This window comes from Inquilinus sp. 2KB_23 (assembly GCF_052115705.1).
In the GTDB taxonomy this organism is placed as follows: domain Bacteria; phylum Pseudomonadota; class Alphaproteobacteria; order DSM-16000; family Inquilinaceae; genus Inquilinus; species Inquilinus ginsengisoli_A.
Genome location: NZ_JBFRHF010000002.1, coordinates 103,173 through 120,553, shown reverse-complemented (window position 1 = coordinate 120,553; position 17,381 = coordinate 103,173). Strand labels below are relative to the sequence as shown.

Annotated in this window: 15 protein-coding genes; 3 read left to right on the top strand and 12 right to left on the bottom strand. The window is 66.4% G+C overall.

Going from position 1 to position 17,381, the window contains the following annotated elements:
• Positions 1 to 5 precede the first annotated feature (5 nt).
• From AB4112_RS02805 to AB4112_RS02775, 7 genes are all read right to left on the bottom strand, one after another.
• Positions 6 to 1,625 carry a peptide ABC transporter substrate-binding protein gene (locus AB4112_RS02805; protein WP_441717001.1) on the bottom strand — a complete coding sequence of 540 codons (1,620 nt, stop codon included), beginning with the start codon at positions 1,623 to 1,625 and terminating at the stop codon, positions 6 to 8.
• A gap of 452 nt (positions 1,626 to 2,077) precedes the next feature.
• A complete protein-coding gene (locus AB4112_RS02800; RefSeq protein WP_441717000.1) occupies positions 2,078 to 3,646 on the bottom strand; it encodes an ABC transporter substrate-binding protein in 1,569 nt (522 codons plus the stop codon).
• A gap of 43 nt (positions 3,647 to 3,689) precedes the next feature.
• Complete coding sequence (locus AB4112_RS02795) at positions 3,690 to 5,255, bottom strand: ABC transporter substrate-binding protein (RefSeq protein WP_441717258.1); 1,566 nt, start codon at positions 5,253 to 5,255, stop codon at positions 3,690 to 3,692.
• Between the two features lie 56 nt (positions 5,256 to 5,311).
• Positions 5,312 to 6,157: an ABC transporter permease gene (locus tag AB4112_RS02790; RefSeq protein ID WP_309795537.1), complete on the bottom strand. Its 846-nt coding sequence runs from the start codon at positions 6,155 to 6,157 to the stop codon at positions 5,312 to 5,314.
• Between the two features lie 98 nt (positions 6,158 to 6,255).
• Complete coding sequence (locus AB4112_RS02785) at positions 6,256 to 7,182, bottom strand: ABC transporter permease (protein ID WP_309795541.1); 927 nt, start codon at positions 7,180 to 7,182, stop codon at positions 6,256 to 6,258.
• 48 nt (positions 7,183 to 7,230) lie between these two features.
• Complete coding sequence (locus tag AB4112_RS02780; RefSeq protein WP_441716999.1) at positions 7,231 to 8,238, bottom strand: ABC transporter ATP-binding protein; 1,008 nt, start codon at positions 8,236 to 8,238, stop codon at positions 7,231 to 7,233.
• Complete coding sequence (locus AB4112_RS02775; RefSeq protein WP_441716998.1) at positions 8,198 to 9,259, bottom strand: ABC transporter ATP-binding protein; 1,062 nt, start codon at positions 9,257 to 9,259, stop codon at positions 8,198 to 8,200. The genes AB4112_RS02780 and AB4112_RS02775 overlap by 41 nt, the downstream gene beginning before the upstream one ends.
• Before the next feature lie 318 nt (positions 9,260 to 9,577).
• On the opposite strand from AB4112_RS02775, the gene AB4112_RS02770 reads away from it, so the two are divergent.
• From AB4112_RS02770 to AB4112_RS02760, 3 genes are all read left to right on the top strand, one after another.
• The gene (locus AB4112_RS02770; RefSeq protein WP_441716997.1) at positions 9,578 to 10,300 is read left to right on the top strand and encodes a GntR family transcriptional regulator; all 723 of its coding nucleotides are present in this window, start codon (positions 9,578 to 9,580) and stop codon (positions 10,298 to 10,300) included.
• 75 nt (positions 10,301 to 10,375) lie between these two features.
• Complete coding sequence (locus AB4112_RS02765) at positions 10,376 to 11,440, top strand: D-2-hydroxyacid dehydrogenase (protein ID WP_441716996.1); 1,065 nt, start codon at positions 10,376 to 10,378, stop codon at positions 11,438 to 11,440.
• Between the two features lie 50 nt (positions 11,441 to 11,490).
• On the top strand, positions 11,491 to 12,408 hold the full coding sequence (locus AB4112_RS02760) for a hypothetical protein (RefSeq protein WP_441716995.1): 918 nt from the start codon (positions 11,491 to 11,493) through the stop codon (positions 12,406 to 12,408).
• A gap of 71 nt (positions 12,409 to 12,479) precedes the next feature.
• Here the strand turns inward: AB4112_RS02760 and AB4112_RS02755 are convergent, their stop codons facing one another.
• From AB4112_RS02755 to AB4112_RS02735, 5 genes are read right to left on the bottom strand one after another with little or no spacing between them, the layout of a single operon-like run.
• On the bottom strand, positions 12,480 to 13,478 hold the full coding sequence (locus AB4112_RS02755) for a Gfo/Idh/MocA family protein (RefSeq protein WP_309795551.1): 999 nt from the start codon (positions 13,476 to 13,478) through the stop codon (positions 12,480 to 12,482).
• On the bottom strand, positions 13,475 to 14,359 hold the full coding sequence (locus AB4112_RS02750; protein ID WP_309795553.1) for a sugar phosphate isomerase/epimerase family protein: 885 nt from the start codon (positions 14,357 to 14,359) through the stop codon (positions 13,475 to 13,477). The genes AB4112_RS02755 and AB4112_RS02750 overlap by 4 nt, the downstream gene beginning before the upstream one ends.
• A 26-nt stretch (positions 14,360 to 14,385) precedes the next feature.
• Complete coding sequence (locus tag AB4112_RS02745) at positions 14,386 to 15,222, bottom strand: carbohydrate ABC transporter permease (protein ID WP_309795555.1); 837 nt, start codon at positions 15,220 to 15,222, stop codon at positions 14,386 to 14,388.
• Positions 15,222 to 16,139 (bottom strand): carbohydrate ABC transporter permease, encoded by a 918-nt coding sequence (locus tag AB4112_RS02740; RefSeq protein WP_441716994.1) that lies wholly within the window; start codon positions 16,137 to 16,139, stop codon positions 15,222 to 15,224. The genes AB4112_RS02745 and AB4112_RS02740 overlap by 1 nt, the downstream gene beginning before the upstream one ends.
• A gap of 16 nt (positions 16,140 to 16,155) precedes the next feature.
• Positions 16,156 to 17,370, bottom strand: coding sequence for an ABC transporter substrate-binding protein (locus AB4112_RS02735; RefSeq protein ID WP_309795559.1), 1,215 nt, complete (start codon positions 17,368 to 17,370; stop codon positions 16,156 to 16,158).
• Between the last annotated feature and the right edge of the window lie 11 nt (positions 17,371 to 17,381).

Sequence of the window (17,381 nt, the reverse complement as noted above, 5' to 3'; positions counted from 1 at the left end):
CCCGGTCACCCTTCGAGATGCCAGTGGCTGGTGTCGACGAAGTTGGTCATGTTGGTCGGGTTGGGCACGAAGTCCTTCAGCTTCGTCGTCTTGGCGATGACGGCCACGTTGGTGGTCAGCGGGATCGAGGGCAGGTCCTCGGCCAGGATCTTCTGCATCTCCGCCGCATGCGCCTTGCGCTCGGCCGGATCGAGTGTGTTCTCCAGCTTGGCGAAGACCTCGTCGAGCTTCGGGTTCGAGTAGCCCTGGCCGTTGTTGGCGCCTTTGGTGCCGTAGAAGACGCTGTAGACCGGGTCGGCCGAGGTGATCCACCGGCCGTAGATCAGGTCGTAGTCGCCCTTGTAGCGTGCCTCGCGATAGGCCACGCCCGTCTTGTTGTCCGGGTTGGCGGCGATGCCGATGGCTTTGAGCTGGGCGATGATCACCTGCTCGGCCAGCTCGTCGTCGGCGCGGCCCGCCTGCACCACGATGCGGTAGGACAGGGTCTCCCCGTCCTTGGCGCGGATGCCGTCGGAGCCCTTGGCGTAGCCGGCGTCGTCCAGCAGCTTGTTGGCCTGCGCGACGTCGAACGCATAGTCCGGTGTGTTCGGGTCATATAGGTCCTTGAACACCGGCACGACCGGCGACTTGACCGGCTCGGGGAAGCCGCCCTGGGCCCGCACCAGCGTCTGCCGGTTCATGGCATGGGCGATCGCCTTGCGCACCGCAAGGTCCTGCAGCGACTTCGGGCCCTTGAAGTTGAAGTCGAGATGCTGCCAGGACAGCAGCGGTCCCTTGATCGTCTCCAGCCCGGCCACGCCCTCGATCTGCTTGGCCTGGTTGTACGGCACCTGGACCACGAGGCCGAGCTCGCCTGACTTCAGCTGGGTCATCAGGGTGTTGGAATCCGGGATGATCTTGAACACCAGCTGGTCCAAATAGGGCAGGGCCTCGCCCTTGTCGTCCTTGCGCCAGTAGTTCGGGTTGCGCTCGGTCAGCACATACTGGCCGCGCTTGAACTCCTTCACCATGAACGGGCCGGTGCCCAGCGGTTTTTCGTTGTAGACGTCGGTGTTGAGATCCTTCCCCTCCAGCGCGTGCTTGGGCAGGATGCCGAAGGTGAACAGGGTCGACGCGAAATCCGACGCCACCGTGTTGTAGTGGCAGATCGCGGTCAGCTCGTCCGGCGTCTCGATCGACTCGATGTCCTCGGTGCCGTCCTTGGACTCGGCGATGAACTTCTCGTCCTTCACCGCCTCCCAGGTGAACTTCACGTCGGCGGAGGTGAAGGGCTGCCCGTCATGCCATTTGACCCCGGGGCGCAGCTTGTAGGTGACGGTCATCTTCTTGCCGCCGTCGGTCAGGACGATGCCGCCGTTCTGCAGCGTCGGCACCTCCGTCGCCAACACCGGCACGTACTCCGCCTGGCCGTTCGGCGCCAGCAGCCCCTCGACCACGGCGGCCTGGACGTCGCCGAGATAGCCGGTCGAATAGACGTTCAGCGTGTCGATGTCGTAGGTCAGGCCGGCGGTCAGAGTGCCGCCGCGGCCCTGGGCCCAACCCGGCGCAGCCCGTAGCGTGGCCAGGGCCGCTGTGCCGATCAATGCGCCCTTGAGGGCCGTCCGGCGTGAGAATTCGGTCGTCATCGGCTCCATCTCCCCGTCTTTGCCTGCCCGTATGCGGATCGTTGGCCGATCCGGTCCCAGCCCCGGTCTTCGCCGGAGCCTTGATGCCCAAATGCCTATTCGCCGCGTCCCCTGTCCCCGAGGGCCGTCTTCGGACGCGTGGGGTCGACGTCGTGGAGCCACGTGCCCCGCGTCGTGCGAGACGGAACCCGTCGAGCGTGGGATCGGTCCTGAGGCCTCGCCTTCAGGGACGCACGGCCGGACAGCCCCTCGCACGGCGGCCCGGCCTGCAGCTTCGCGTTGGCGCTCCCGGCGACGAAACACTGTCTCATGAAGCCAGCATGACGCCGCCCGACAAGCCGGGACAATCCTACAAAATCTCGCCTTCGGGCGCCGTTTTTCTCATGGCTCTGCCAAAGGGCTTGCGAAGGACGTCACCGTGGCGACCGGAGCGGGCGGCACCATGTGGCGGGCTAGTCCGTGGCGCCTTTCAGGACGAGATTAAGATAGACTCGGCCATCGGGCCGCGCCTGGTAGGTGAGGCGCTTCGATACGCCGTAGAGGGTCGGCTCGGTGAACAGCCAGATCACAGGGGCTTGCTCGGCGACATAGGCCTGAGCCTCGTTGCACATCTTCTCCCATTTCGATTGGTCGAATTCCTGGTTGAACGCCTTGAACATGGCTTCGAACTTGTCGTCGACCCAGCTCATGCGGTTGGATCCGGAATCCTTCTGCACCAGCAGCAGATCGCCCTGGCACGTATAGTCGGGCCCTGACGAGCTGTTCATCAGGTCCCGGTAGCCCGCGCCTTGCTTGGCGCGCATCTGGGCGTTGACCGAGCTGTCGATGACCCGCAGATCCTTGATCTCGATGCCGACCGCCTTCCAGTAATCGACCAGCACCTGCGCGATCTCCTTGTCCATGAGGTAGGAGCCGCCGGTGGTGTCGAAGTTGAGCGACAGACGCTCGCCGTCCTTGGTCCTGATGCCATCCGGGCCGGGGGCCCAGCCGGCTTGGTCGAGCAGTTGCTTGGCCCGGTCGGGATCGAAATTATAGGGCTTCAGGTTCGGGTCCTGGTAGGGCGTGTTGATGAGATCGATCGAGCACTTGGCCATTCCGCCGAGGAGAGCGGTGGCGATCTCCTCGCAGTTGACAGCGTAGTTCATGGCCTGGCGGACCCGCACGTCTGCCAGGGCGGGATGGCGGCCCTGCTTGATGGCGATGAACAGGCGGCGGTAGCTCGGCGCCACGACCACATTGGCGCCCGAACTCTCCAGGTCGGCCTTCAGGTCGGCGGGGACGCCCACCATGAGGTCCGCGGTTCCGGCCTTCAGCTCGCTGATGCGTGTCGCGATCTCCGGCACCGCCTTGACGATGACCTCGTCGACCGGCGGCTTGCCGAGCCGGTACCTGTCGAACGCCTTCAGGATGAGGCCCTCGCCGGGCTTGTACGACACGAACTGGTATCCGCCCGCCCCGACCGGTGCGAAGGCCACCTTTTCCGGCGAATTCTCGGAGTAGTATTTCGGTGGCAGGATCGACAGCTCCGGATTGACCATATGCGAGGTGATGATCGGATCCGGCTCCGTCATCACCAGGCGGACGGTCAGGTCGTCGACCTTCTCCATATGGTCGTATTTGAGGGCTCCGAGCGCGAAGGTCAGGTCTCCCTGTCCTGCCGCGAACAGCTTCTTGGCCCGGTCGAACGTGAACACGACCGCATCGGCGTCGATCGGTTCGCCGTTGTGGAAGACCAGGTTCGGCCGGATCTTGATCTCCCAGTTCAGCGGGTTGAGCATTTTGATCGACTCCGCCACGGCGGGGACGATCTTGCCGTCATTGTCGAGGCGGAACAGGGTCTCGTGGATCGACAGTATGACGTTGGCGTCGGACTGCGAGAACATCGGGTCCAGGCTGACCGGCTCGGCGTCGCTGAGGAATATGACCGGCTTGCTCTCCGCGAAGGCCGGGGCGCTCGCGACAGCGCTGAACGCCAGCCCGAGGATCAATATCGGAATTCGGATTGCACGTGTCGGCATCATGGTCTCTGCCTCCTGTTCAGTTTTTTTGTATCGGCTGGACGCTCTAATCCTGCTCCCCTTGCAGGACTGAGCCCAGATAGAGCCGGCCGTCGGCGCGGGGGTGAAAGGTCAGGCGCTTGGACACGCCATAGAGCGAGGGCGCGTTGAACAGCCACACCACGGGCGCCTGCTCGGCGACATAGGCTTGTGCGGTGCGGCACATCTCCGGCCATTTCGATGCGTCGAACTCCTGACGGAACGTCTTGAACATCTGCTCGAACGTGTCGTCCACCCAGCTCATGCGGTTCGAGCCGGACTCCTTGTGCACGAGCAGCAGGTCGCCCTGGCAGGTATAGTCGGGGCCTGAGCCGGAGTTCATGAGATCCCGGAAGCCGGCGCCCTGGTTGGCCCGCATCTGCGCGCTGACCGAGCTGTCGATCACTTTGAAATCCTTGATCTCGATGCCCACGGCCTTCCAGTCATCGGCCAGAACCTGGGCGGTCTCCTTGTCCATCAGGTAGAAGCCGCCCGTCGTGTCGAAATTGAGCGAGAGGCGGACGCCGTCCTTGGCCCGGACACCGTCGGGTCCCGTCACCCAGCCCGCCTCGTCCAGCAGCGCCTTGGCCTTCTCCGGGTCATAGGGATAGGGCTTCAGGGCGGGATCGTCATTGGGCGGATTGACCAGGTCGATCCGGCATTTCACCAGCCCGCCCAGCAGCTCGGCGGCGATCTCGTCGCAATTGACGGCATAGTTCATCGCTTGCCGAACCCGCACATCGGCCAGCGCGGGATGGCGGCCCTGCTTGATGTTGATGAACTGGCGAAGATAGCTCGCCGCCGTCACGACCGTGACGCCGTCTCCCTCCAGATCCGCCTTCAGGTCGGCCGGCACCCCCGTCATGAGGTCGGCCGACCCGGCCTTCATCTCGCTGACGCGTGCCGCCACCTCGGGGACGGCCTTGACGATGACGTCGTCGACCGGCGGCTTGCCCTGCCAGTACTTGTCGAAAGCCTTCAGCACCAGCCCGACGCCGGGTTCGTAGGAGACGAAGCGATAGCCGCCCAGCCCGACGGGCGCGAACGCCACCTTCTCGGGCGGGTTCTCCGAATAGTATTTCGGCGGCAGGATCGAGAATTCCGGGTTGACCAGGTGCGAGGTCACGATCGGATCCGGTTCTCTCATGACAAGCCGGACCGTCAGATCGTCGACCTTGTCCACATGGTCGTATTTCAGGGCGCCCATGGCGAAGTTCAGGTCGCCCTGGCCCGCCGCGAACAGCCTCTTCGCCCGATCGAAGGTGAAGACGACCGCGTCGGCATTGGCCGGCTCGTCGTCCTGGAACACCAGCCCCGGGCGAAGCCTGATCTCCCAGGTGAGCGGATCGATCATCCGGATCGACTCCGCGACGGCGGGGATGATCTTGCCGTCATTGTCGAGCTTGAACAGCGTCTCGTTGATCGACAGCGTGATGTCGGCGCTCGATGTCGAGAACATCGGGTCGAGACCGACCGGCTCCGCCGGCAGCAGGACCACGACCGGCCGTTGATCCGCCATGGCGGACGTCGCGGCGGCCGCACCCGCCAGCAGGCCGAAAGCAAACAGGGCGTGCCTCAACAGATTCGGACCCATCACGGCTCAGCTCCTTGGACGTTTGCCCGGTACCGGCGTTGGTCTATGCGCGCTCCTCAGGCGATGTTCTTCAGCCGGGGATCGAGATAGTCCCGCAGCCAGTCGCCGAGGATGTTGATCGACAGGACGGTCAGCGAGATCGCGGCGCCGGCGGGAAGCGTCAGCCAGTCGGCGACGCCGACATACTGCCGGCCATCGGCCAGCATGGTGCCCCAGCTCGGGACGCTCGGCGGCACGCCGACGCCGAGAAAGCTGAGGGACGCTTCGGCCACGATGTTGCTGGCGACGGTGAAGCTCGCGATCACGATCACCGGGCTCCAGACATTCGGCAGGATGTGCTGGAACAGGATGCGCCACTGTCGCTCGCCCGTGGCATGCGCCGCGAGCACGAACTCGTCGGTCTTGATGGTCAGCACCTGGCTGCGGACGATGCGCCCGTACTGCACCCATCCGGTCAGGCCCAGCACCAGGATCAGCTTGTCGAGGCCGGAGCCCAGCACGGCCATGATGGTGAGGGCGAGCAGGATCGTCGGAAAGGACAGCTGGATGTCGCACAGACGCATGAACAGGTCGTCGACCCAGCCACCGAAATAGCCGGACAGCAACCCGACCAGCAGCCCGATGGTGCCGGAGATGAGCACGGCGGCAAGCCCGACCACGAGGGAGACGCGCGCGCCGTAGACCAGGCGGCTGAAGACGTCGCGGCCCAGCGAATCCGTGCCCAGCCAGAAGGTGATGCCGGTGCTGCTGGTGTAGCCGGGGGGCTTCAGGCGCTGGATCAGCTTGATAGCGAAGGGATCGTTCGGCGCCAGCCACGGTGCCGCGACGGCGGCAATCAGGACGAGCAGAAGGATGGCGACGCTGACGACAGCCGCTTTGCTGCGGAAGAGCCGCGCCAGCATCTGGTTTCGCCGCGGGCGTCCGACGGCGGCCTGCTCCGGCATTGCTGGTGCTCCGGGCGTGGCGCCGGCGTCGATTTCAGTCGGGCGGTCGATGAGGGTCATGAGCTGTGCCGGATGCGCGGGTCGATCCAGGAATAGGCGAGATCCACCAGCAGGTTCACGGCGGCGAAGATCAGCGCCAGCATGACCACGCCGGCCTGGACCACGTAGAAGTCCTTCGATCCGATCGCGGAGACGATTTCACGGCCGACGCCCGGCCAGCCGAAGATCGTCTCGATGATGACCGAGCCGCCCAGCAGGAAGCCGAGCTCGAGGCCGATCGCCGTCACGATCGGCAGCAGGGAGTTGCGCAGCACATGCGCATAGACGACGCGAGTTTCCGAGATCCCCTTGGCGCGCGCCGTGCGGACGAAATCGCGCCGCATGAAGTCGAGCATCGAAGAGCGCGTCAGCCGCATGTTGCGGGCGATGGGAAACGCCGCCAGGGATACTCCGGGCATGATGAGATGCTGCCAGGTGCCGCTGCCGGAGATCGGCAGCCATTTCAGGTGAACGCCGAACAGCAGGATCAGCAGGATGCCAAGCCAGAAACTGGGGATGGACTGGCCGATCAGGGCCAGCACCGTCGCGATGTGATCGATCGGCCGCCGCACCCAGATTGCGGACATCACCCCGAGCGGGATCGACACCAGCAGCGACAGGACGAACGCGAAGGACGCCAGCCTGATCGTCGCCGGCAGTTTGTCGGTGATCACCTCGTAGGCCGGCTGGTGGCGGATGAACGAGTAGCCGAAGTCTCCCTGGACGGCGTTGCCGACGAAGCTGAAGTACTGGACGTACCACGGCCGGTCGAAGCCCATTTTGACCCGGAACTCCTCGATCTGGGCGACGGTCATGTGGTCGGCCGCATCGCGCAGGATGACCTCGGTCGGATCGCCGGTCATGAACAGCATGCCGAACGCCACCACGCTGACGCCGAACACGACGATGAGGGACTGCAGGAGCCGCCGGATCACGTAGCGCATGGCCCCCTCACGCTTCCATCGCGGGGCAAGGACGCCATTCGGGCGCTGTCAGACAAGATGGCACGCAACCCAATGCCCCCCGGTGGCTTCGCGGAACTCCGGCTCGATGGCGCGGCACTGGTCCGTCGCCATCGGGCAGCGTGAACTGAAGCGGCAGCCGGCCGGTGGATCGGCCGGACTTGGCAGGTCGCCCTCGAGCAGCATGCGCTGCCGCTGTCGCTCCAGCGGAGGGTCGGGGATCGGGATCGCCGACAGCAGGGCCTTGGTGTAGGGATGAAGCGGACGTTCGTAGAGCTCGTCGCTGGTCGTCAGCTCCATCATCTTGCCGAGATACATCACGCCCACGCGGGTGGAGATGTAGCGCACCATGCTGAGGTCATGCGCGATGAACAGGTAGGTCAGCCCCAACTCCTCGCGCAGGCGCTCCAGCAGGTTGACGATCTGGGCCTGGATCGAGACGTCGAGCGCCGAGATGGGTTCGTCGCAGACGATGAAGTCGGGCGAGGTGGCAAGCGCCCGGGCGATGCCGATCCTTTGCCGCTGCCCGCCGGAAAATTCGTGCGGATACCGATCGCGAACGGAGGGGTGGAGCCCGACCTTCTGCATCAGCTCGGTGACGAGGGTCCGTTCCTCCCGCGCGTTCCTGGCGACGCCGTGGACGCGCAACGGCCGCGCGATGATCTCGCCGACCCGCATCTGGGGATTGAGCGAGGCATAGGGGTCCTGGAAGATCATCTGCATGTGCCGCCGGGCGCGCCGCACATCTTCCGGACCCCTCTTGGCGAGGTCGACCCCGCGGAACTCGACCTCTCCTGCGGTCGGCCGGTAGAGCTGAAGGATGGCGCGCCCGGCCGTCGTCTTGCCGCAGCCGCTTTCCCCGACCAGCCCGAGGGTCTCCCCTTTCGCGATATCGAAGGTGAGGCCATCGACCGCCTTCACGGCCCCGACGACGCGGCTGAAGACGCCCGACCGGATCGGGAAATGCATCTTCAGGTCTTTGACGCGAACCAGAATCTCACTGTTCATGGGGCGCGTCCCGATGGCCCAGCCGATCATGCCAGCACGCCACCGTGTGGCCTGGTGCAACCTCGGCGAGGGCCGGATTCTGTTCTCGGCAGCGATCGGTCGCGAAACGGCAGCGCGGCTCGAACGGGCAGCCACGCAGATCGCCAAGCAAGGTCGGGGGCAGTCCGCCGATCGCCTGCAGCTTCTTGTTGCCGCCGGCGTCCAGGCGCGGCAGCGATCCGAGCAGGCCGAGGGTGTAGGGGTGGGCCGGCCGGGCATACAGCTCGTCGACCGGTGCCTGCTCGACGATGTGGCCGGCATACATGACGGCGACCCTGTCGGCGAGACGGGCGACAACGCCGAGGTCGTGGGAAATCCAGATCACGGCGGTGCCGAGTTCGGCCTGGAGCTTCTTCACCAGCTCGACGATCTGCGCCTGGATGGTCACGTCGAGGGCCGTTGTCGGCTCGTCCGCGATGATCAGCTGCGGTGAGCACGACAACGCCATGGCGATCATCACGCGCTGGCGCATGCCGCCCGAGAATTGATGCGGGTAGTCGCCGAGCCGCTCCGCCGGCCTTGGGATCCCGACCATGCCCAGCAGGTCCGCCGCCTTCGATCGGGCCTGCCGGCGCGTCAGGCTCTCATGCGCCAAAAGGCTTTCGGTGATCTGTGCCCCGACCCGCATGACCGGATTGAGCGACGTCATCGGGTCCTGGAAGATGATGGCGATGGATCCGCCGCGGATGTCCCGCAGCGCGCGATCATCGAGCGTCAGCAGGTCGGTCCCCTTGAAGCGGATGCTGCCGCCGGTGATCCGACCCGGCGGCGAAGGGATCAGCCGAAGGATCGAGAGCACGCCGACGGACTTGCCGCTGCCGCTCTCCCCGACAATGGCCAGACACTCGCCCTTGTCGACGGAATAGGAGATGCCGTTCAAGGCGTTCACGACGCCGTCGACCGTGTAGAATTTCGCCGCGAGATTGCGGACCTCAAGCAGCTTGTGGCGAGGCTCCGGCCCGGGCGGAGGCGCATCGTGGTCCAAGGCCGGGAGCGGTCGGTCCAGCATCATGCCTCGGCGATCTGGCGCAGGGCCGGCCTGCCGGAGTGCCGATGCCGGATGTCAGGCCTCCGCATTGCCGCGCCCCATGGCACTCTGCAGGCACCATGCGTGGCTGCGCGGAGCGCAAACCCGTGCGGGCCTCGCAGCATTCGGAGAACCGGCGCAAGCGTCCGTTCCATGTGTCGATGTCGCCAATTTGTTCGCTCGTCGGCGCCGCTCCCTTTCTTATTTTCAGGAGTGGTGCGGCTGCCTCGGATGCCTCCGCCGCGATTCATGTCGCAGACGTTCTCAATTGTCGACAATTAATTTTCCTGTTAGACGGATCGCATGATGGAGTTGAGACCGATCAAGAAGAAAAGCGTAGAGGTCGAGGCCGCCGAAGCGCTCCGCAATCATGTGGTCGGGGGAGGCGTTCCTCCCGGCGGGCGACTCACCGAGATGCGGCTGTCGGAAGCCCTCGGCCTGTCCCGGACCACCGTCCGGACGGCGCTCCATCAACTCGCCAACGAAGGGCTGGTCGTGCAATTGCCCTACACCGGCTGGTCGGTGACCAGCCTGAGCAGCACGGATGCCTGGGAGCTCTATACGCTGCGGGGCAGCCTCGAAGCGCTGGCCGCAAGGTTGCTTGCCGAGAATCTCGATTCCGACAAGAAGGGCCAGCTCCATCGCGCGTTCGATGCGCTGGTCGTGGCCTGTGGGAAGGGCGACGAGGTCGCGATCGTTGACCGGGACCTGGCCCTCCACAAGCTGATCGTCTCCCTGTCCGGTCATCGCCGTCTTGCGGAGCAGTATCGACTGATCGAGCAGCAGATCAGGCTCTACCTGATCTGGAGCGACCGGCTGATGCCCAGCGTCGAGGATATCATCGCCACGCATCGACCCATTGTAGAGGCGATCGTCGCCGGCGACGGCCGGTTCGCCGAAGGGATCTTGCGGGACCACAATGAAACCGCGGGGCGCGTGCTGTTCGACTTTCTCAAACAGCGTGAGGCCGCCGGTGTGGGCCGAGAGGCGCCGCCGCCGGCGCGTGCCCGCAACCGAGCCAACTAACCGAATTCCTCTTCCGTGCCGGCCGCTGTTGCGCGCCGGCGCTGCAAGGATGTGAACGACAGCGGGGGTGCAGCGATGGACCGTAACAGCGATCGGTTGAATGTGTTCATTGCCAGCCCGCTTGAGGAGGAGCACGTCGCCCGCATCCGCGCTGTCGCGCCCGACAGGGTGGATGTCGTCCACGAGCCCGATCTCCTTCCGCCGACTCGATATGTGGCGGACCACAATGGCCCGGCCGGATTCAAGCGCGACGATGAGCGGGAGGCGCGCTGGCGCCGGCATCTGGCGAAGGCCGATATCCTGTGGGACTTCCCTCCGGATGCAGCGGACGGATCGACGGGCCTCTCGCTGGCGCCCCGGGTGAAATGGATCCAGGCGACCAGTTCAGGGATCGGAAGCCGGGTGGCGCGCCTCGGGCTCAAGGATTCGACGATACTGCTGACCACCGCCCGCGGGGTGCATGCCGGCCCGCTGACCGAGTTCGTTTTCCATTCCCTCATCGGCCACTGGAAGCAGCATCTGCGCGTCCAGGCAGACCAGAAACGCCATCATTGGGAGCGCCGCTGCGACGAGGAACTGGCCGGCAAGACTCTCGCGGTCATCGGTGTGGGCGAGGTCGGCCGACGGATCATCCGGATCGGCAAGGCGTTCGACATGCGGGTGGTGGCGCTGGCCCGGCCAGGATCGGCACGGACCGCCGAGGCGCTCGAGGTCGATGCGCTGTTCGGGAGTGCGGACCTGCACCGGATGCTGGGGATCGCCGATGCGCTGGTCCTCGTGGTTCCCCACACGGCGGAGACCGAGGGCATGATCGACCGCCCGGCGATCGCCGCCCTCAAGCCCGGCGCGGTGCTGGTGAACATCGCGCGCGGCCAGGTCGTCGACGAGCAGGCGATGATCGACGCGCTGCGGACCGGCCATATCGCATTCGCCGCCCTCGATGTCTTCACGGTCGAACCCTTGCCGCCAACGAGCCCGTTGTGGGACATGCCGAACGTGCTGGTCAGCCCGCATTCGGCCAGCACCGCGGCCAGCGAGAACGGCAAGATCACGGACATCTTCTGCCGCAACCTGAAATGCTTCATCGAGGGCCGCGTGTGCGAGATGACGAACCTGTTCGACCGTTCGCTGACTCATTGATCCTGGAGCCTCCAGCTCCATTCGTGCCTCACGGAACCGCAAGGCCAGTCGTGACGATCCAGCACTTCATTGAAGCAGCCCAAAGGGACCATGCGGCGAATCCCGCCGCGGTCGCAGCTCGGTTGCCGGATGGTTTCGCCATGCTCCTCACGGCACCGGACCACGCGGAGGCCTTCGCTCGCCTGGTCGAACACGTCGTGCTGGGGCACATGGATGACGCGCGCGAACTCGATCGGTGGATCGCCCGGTTGGAACCGCTCGCAGCCGGGAACAGCCAGCTTGCGGCGGCGCTCGCCCGCGCCCGTCTGGCCAATGCGCTGGCCGGCGGTGCCGGGATGCCCGCGGAGTCCTCTCTGACGGCCGCAGACCAGGTCCGCGCCTACGGCAATGCCCTGCTGGCCTTGACCAGGCGCGCCGCCTGGGCCGAGGCTCGCGCACGCCTGTCCTCGGCCCAAGCGCTCGCCGATGCAGCTGGAGACGCCGCGTCGCTGCGCTCGCTGGCCGCCATCACCAACAACCTCGCGGGCGACCTCCGTTTCTACCTTGGGGACCATCGGGACGACGGCGGTTATGTCGACCTGATGATCGACGCTGCGCGAATCTCCCATGCCAACTGGTACAGGGCTGGCGGCTGGCTGGAGCGGGAGCGCGCGGACTATCAGGTCGCTCTCTGCCTGGCAGGCGCAGGGCGCGCCGAAGAGGCGCTGCGGGCTGCGGAGGCCTGCTGGCAGGGCTGTGTCGAGAACGATGCTGATAGCGTGGAGTGCTTCTATGCGCTCGAGGCTCTGGGCCACGCCCACTGCGCCGCCGGTCGGCTGGACGAGGCCCGTGCCGCTCGGGTGGGAATGGCCGAGCGCCTGCCGAGCCTGGACGAAGCGTCGCGCGGACCAGCCACCGAGCAGTTGGAAGCCCTCTCGGATGCGATCACGGCCCGGGAAGGTCGATCTGGAATGCCAGATCGGTCGTGAAGATCTGGATGGGGTCTGGCCAATCCAGGCCTGTCCCATGCGTGGCGGTCGTCCAGCCTGGGCCGCAGGCTCTATCCTCCGACCTGTCGGCGCAGCGTCTCCAGATGCCGCATGGCGGTGACGCCGTCGCGGATGGTGGGGGCGTCGGCGGCCTCGCCGCGGAAGGCCTTCAGCGTCACCTCCAGCAGGGCATGGTAACCCTTGAAATCCTCATTGGCGGCGGCGGTGAAGTTGGGTGACCAGGTCAACGCATCCTCGGTGCCGGCGAGGGTGGCGCCGAGGTTCTGGGTCTTGAAGGCCGGGTCGCGGTAATAGGTGACATCGATCACATTGCGCACCTCCAGCCGGCGGTGGTCGCCCATGATCTGGACGAACTCCATCGGCGTGCCGCGCGACTGCACCGTACCCATGACGATGGTGCCGATGGCGCCGCTGTCGAAGCCCAATGCGACGTGCATGAGGAGGCGCCCGGGCCCGTTCTCGACCTTGCGGGCCGAGATCTCGCGGATCGGCGAGGCCGCCAGGAAGGCCGGAAGGTCCATGTAGTGGACGCAGTGGTGCAGGAAGAATCCGGAATAGTCGACCGCGCCCTGGAAATAGGTCGGCGCCGTCATGTAGGAGCCGTAGAAGCCCAGCACCGGGCCGAACTCGCGGCTGCGGACGATGTTGCCGGCGATGCGGTTGCCGATCGACCAGCGCTTCATGAAGCCGAGCACCAGCGGCTTGCCGGCGCGCTCTGACGCCGCCAGCAGCTCCTCGGCCTGGGCGAGAGTGCTGCCGGGCGGCTTTTCCATGAACACCGGCAGGCCACGGGCCAGGGCGGCGAGGCCGATGGCGTGGTGCGCGGCGGGGCCGACCGCCATGCCGACCGCGTCCAGCCCGGGATGGGCCAGCAGGTCGCGATGGTCGGTGTAGGTGGCGCGCACGCCGAACTGGCGGGCGGCGCGGGCCAGGTTGGCGCCGTCGATATCGCACAGCGCCGCCAGCTCGACATCGTGCCGCGTCAGCTGCGTCAGCAGCATCTGGGTCGCGTGGGTGCCGCAGCCGATCCAGCCGATCTTCAGCGTCATCGCCGGTGCCCTCCCATCGCCAATGCGCCGCGCAGCAGGGCGAGGCTCTGGGTCAGCTTCTCCGTCTCGTCCTCATGCGGCGGCCGCCATTGCGCGATCGGCACGCCGAAGCGGTCGTCGTCGCGGCGGAACGGCTCGACCGAGATCGGGCCGGCATAGCCGACATCAGCCAGCGCCCGCGCCACCGCCACCCAGTCGGTCGCGCCGGTGCCGACGAAGCCGCGGTGGTTCTCGTTCGCCTGGAAATGGACGAAGCGGTTGCCCGCCAGGCGGATCGCCTCGGCGATGTCGGCCTCCTCCATATGCATGTGGAAGGTGTCGAGCATCAGCCGCACTTCCGGCCGGTCGACCAGGTCGATCAGGTCCAGCCCCTGGCGCGTGGTGCACAGGATGTCGGTCTCGAACCGGTTCAGCGGCTCGACCGCCAGAACCACCCCATGGTCGCGCGCCGCATCGGCCGCTCGCTGCAGCCCGTCGACGCACCAGTCGCGGCGACGCAAGCGCAGATCCTCGGCCACCGGCGCCGGCGGTCGGCCGGCGAAGACCAGCGGGTTGCCGTAGAGCGGACCGCCGACGATGCCGGCGCCGAGCCGTTCGGCGCAGTCGGCGGCATAGTACAGATACGCAACCCCGGCCTCACGCGCAGCGGCATCGTCGCCGGTCAGGTTGCGCTGCAGGTTGACCCGGGCGGCGAGGACGACGGACAGGCCGGCGCCGTCCAACGCCCGGCGGGTCTCGGGGAGGTCCAGCTCGCCCGGCTCGGGCACCAGGAGCTCGATGAAGTCGTAGCCCATGGCGCGGATCCGCTCGAACCAGCCGAAATGCTCGGTGGTGAAGGGGCGCGCGACCTGCATGGAGATGAGGCCGATCGGGTTCGGCATGGATGATTCTTTCGGTCGAGAGAGGGTCATCCCTTCACGGCGCCCTGGGTCAGGCCGCCGATCAGGCGTTTCTGGACGAGGAGGAACAGGAGGGTGGCGGGTAGGGCGCCGACCACGCCGCCGGCGGTCAGCAGGCCCCATTCGATCTGGTACTCGCCGATCAGGGTCTGGATCGCGACGGTCATGGTGCGGACGCTGCGGCCGCCCAGCGTCAGGGCGTAGAGGTATTCGTTCCAGGCGGTGATGAAGATGTAGATGCCGGTGGCGACGAGGCCGGGGACGCAGAGCGGCAGGATCACCCGCCACAGTGCGCCGAGGCGCGAGCAGCCATCGGTCATCGCCGCCTCGTCCAGGCTCTTCGGGATGGCGTCGATGTAGCTTGTCATCATCCAGATGGCGAAGGGGATGGCGACGGTGGCGTTGGCGATGATCAGCGCGATGTGGGTGTCGAGCAGGCCGAGCCGCCGCATCAGCACGAACAGCGGCAGGACCAGCAGGATGATCGGGAACATGTTGATGACCAGGAACTGGATCATCAGCAGCCGGCGCCCGGCGAAGCGGAAGCGCGAGAAGGCATAGGCTGCGGTGACGCTGAGGCTCAGCCCGACCGCGACCGTGCCCAGCGCCACGATCAGGCTGTGGCCCATGTTGATGAGGAAGCTGGTATGGCCGAACAGCCGCTCGTAGCTGGCGGTGGTCCAGGCCCACGGGTCGGTGGCGACGCCGCGGCCGACGATCTCGTCCGGCGGCGTCAGCGAGGTCAGCGCCATCCACAGATAGGGGCCCAGCGCGAAGACCGCGATCAGCAGCATCGGCAGGTGGACCAGGGCGACCCGGCGCCAGGGGGAATTGCGGGTGACCATCAGTCCATCGCCCTGGTGGTGCGCCTGAGATAGACCACGACGAAGCCGGCGAGCAGCAGGGTGAAGATCACCGCCAGCGCCGAGCCGTAGCCGAAATCGAGATTGGTCCGGGCCTTGATGAAGGCATAGAGTGGCAGGGTGTGGGTGGCGTAGCCCGGGCCGCCGCCGGTCATGACGAAGATCACGTCGATCGAGTTGGCGACCCAGATCACGCGCAGCAGCACCGCGGTCGCGATCACCCCGGCGATCGAGGGCAGGGTGATCCGCCGGAACTGCTGCCAGGGACCGGCGCCGTCGATCGCCGCGGCCTCATACAGGTCGTGCGGCACCGCCTGCAGCCCGGCCAGGATCATCACCGCGAAGAACGGGAAGCCCTGCCAGGTCAGGGTCAGGATGATGGCGTAGAGCGAGGTGCCGGGATCGGCCAGCCAGGGGAAGGCGCCCTGCAGCAGGCCCAGGCGGACCAGTGCGTCGTTCAACACGCCGGCATTCGGGTCGTAGATCCAGCGCCACATCAGCGCGATGACGACGCTGGGCAGCGCCCAGGGGATGATGACCACCGCCCGCGCCACCGGCCGCCACCAGAAGCGCTGGTTGAGCAGCAGCGCGGTGGCGAGACCGAGCAGCAGCTGGGCCGGGACCGTGATCCCGACCCAGATCGCGGTATGCTGCAGCGAGGTCCAGAACACCGGGTCGGCCAGCGCCTCGGCGAAGTTGCCGAGCCCGACGAAGGGCATCTGGTTCGGCCGGAACAGCACGAAGTCGTGCAGGCTCAGCACCACCGCCTGCAGCATCGGCAGGAACACGATCAAAAGCGTGACCAGCACCGCCGGACTCAGCAGCACGTAGGGCAGGATCCGGGTCCGCGGTCTACCGCGGACCGAGGCCCTCCGTGCGGTCGCCAGGGTCATCGACATAAGCCTCGTCCTTGCCTCACGGGGCGTAGAGCTGCTCGATTTCCTGCATCATCCGCGCCGGCGTGATCTCGCCGGTCAGGGCCCGCTGCATTGCCGCCGGCCACACGGTGTTGACGAAATCCGCGGTCTGGGAGACCGCCGGCAGGCTGTGGGCGAAGGGCAGGGACTGGACCGTCGCATCGACGAAGCGCTTCTCGTGCAGTGTCCAGTTCGCGGCTCCGCTCTTGGTCACCGGCAGCTGGCCGGTCGCCTTGTTGAACTCGACATTGGCGTCGCCGCTGGCCAGGAAGGCGATCCACTTCCAGGCCGCGTCCTTGTCCTCGGCCGAGGACAGCACGGCGAGGGATTCGTCGCCATAGGAGGTCCAGCGGCCGCCGTTGCACTCCGGCACCGGCACGGCGGAGACCTTGTCGCCCAGCGCCTTCACCATGCCGGCGGAGGAGCCGATGTGGTGGATCGTCATCGCCGTCCGGCCCTGCTGGAAGGCGGCGATGATCTCCTGGAATCCGTCATTCGGGGCCGAGGGCGGGAACAGCTTCTGGCCGCGGAAGAGATCGACCAGCCAGGTGTTGGCGGCGATCACCTGCGGCGTGGTCAGCCCGCCCTTCTCGAACTTCGCACCTGCCGACAGCACGAAGGGTCCCCAATGGTCGTAACCGCCCTTGCCGCCGCGGAAGCCGAAGCCCCAGACATCCGGCTGGCCGTCGCCATTGGTGTCGCGGGTCAGGGCCTTGGCCGCCTTGGCGAAGTCCTCGCAGGTCTTCGGTGGCTGCAACCCGGCCTGGGCGAACAGGTCGACGCGATAATAGAGGTAGGAGACGACGTACTGGACCGGCAGGTAGTACTGCTTGCCGTCCGGCCCGCCGTTGATCTTCAGCAGGTCGTCCTGCAGGTCGGCCTTGCCGTCCCAGCCGGCGATCCGGTCGTCCAGCGGCTCCAGCGCCCCCATCTCCACCAGCCGCGGCTGGGCGAACAGCTTCACCATCACCGCATCCGGCGCATTGCCGCCGGCAATGGCGGTGTAGAGGTTGTCGTAGTAGCTGTTCCAGGGGATGTTCTCGGCCTCGACCTTGACGCCTGGATTGGCCGCCTCGAACTTGGCGACCAGATCGGCCACCGGGTTGTCCGGATTGTCGAAATGGTACCAGAAGCGGACCGTGCTCTCGGCCTGGGCCGTCCCGGCGGCCAGCGCCAGCAACACGGCCAGGGCCGCGCCTCGCATCTTCCTCATGACGTTTCCTC

What these genes read in the sequence shown, in the direction of transcription:
- AB4112_RS02745 (WP_309795555.1), bottom strand. Translation starts at nt 15,222, where the DNA reads ATGGTCACCCGCAATTCCCCCTGGCGCCGGGTCGCCCTGGTCCACCTG.
- AB4112_RS02755 (WP_309795551.1), bottom strand. Translation starts at nt 13,478, where the DNA reads ATGACGCTGAAGATCGGCTGGATCGGCTGCGGCACCCACGCGACCCAG.
- AB4112_RS02765 (WP_441716996.1), top strand. Translation starts at nt 10,376, where the DNA reads ATGGACCGTAACAGCGATCGGTTGAATGTGTTCATTGCCAGCCCGCTT.
- AB4112_RS02805 (WP_441717001.1), bottom strand. Translation starts at nt 1,625, where the DNA reads ATGACGACCGAATTCTCACGCCGGACGGCCCTCAAGGGCGCATTGATC.
- AB4112_RS02790 (WP_309795537.1), bottom strand. Translation starts at nt 6,157, where the DNA reads ATGCTGGCGCGGCTCTTCCGCAGCAAAGCGGCTGTCGTCAGCGTCGCC.
- AB4112_RS02800 (WP_441717000.1), bottom strand. Translation starts at nt 3,646, where the DNA reads ATGATGCCGACACGTGCAATCCGAATTCCGATATTGATCCTCGGGCTG.
- AB4112_RS02735 (WP_309795559.1), bottom strand. Translation starts at nt 17,370, where the DNA reads ATGAGGAAGATGCGAGGCGCGGCCCTGGCCGTGTTGCTGGCGCTGGCC.
- AB4112_RS02770 (WP_441716997.1), top strand. Translation starts at nt 9,578, where the DNA reads ATGATGGAGTTGAGACCGATCAAGAAGAAAAGCGTAGAGGTCGAGGCC.
- AB4112_RS02780 (WP_441716999.1), bottom strand. Translation starts at nt 8,238, where the DNA reads ATGATCGGCTGGGCCATCGGGACGCGCCCCATGAACAGTGAGATTCTG.
- AB4112_RS02750 (WP_309795553.1), bottom strand. Translation starts at nt 14,359, where the DNA reads ATGCCGAACCCGATCGGCCTCATCTCCATGCAGGTCGCGCGCCCCTTC.
- AB4112_RS02795 (WP_441717258.1), bottom strand. Translation starts at nt 5,255, where the DNA reads ATGGGTCCGAATCTGTTGAGGCACGCCCTGTTTGCTTTCGGCCTGCTG.
- AB4112_RS02775 (WP_441716998.1), bottom strand. Translation starts at nt 9,259, where the DNA reads ATGATGCTGGACCGACCGCTCCCGGCCTTGGACCACGATGCGCCTCCG.
- AB4112_RS02740 (WP_441716994.1), bottom strand. Translation starts at nt 16,139, where the DNA reads ATGTCGATGACCCTGGCGACCGCACGGAGGGCCTCGGTCCGCGGTAGA.
- AB4112_RS02785 (WP_309795541.1), bottom strand. Translation starts at nt 7,182, where the DNA reads ATGCGCTACGTGATCCGGCGGCTCCTGCAGTCCCTCATCGTCGTGTTC.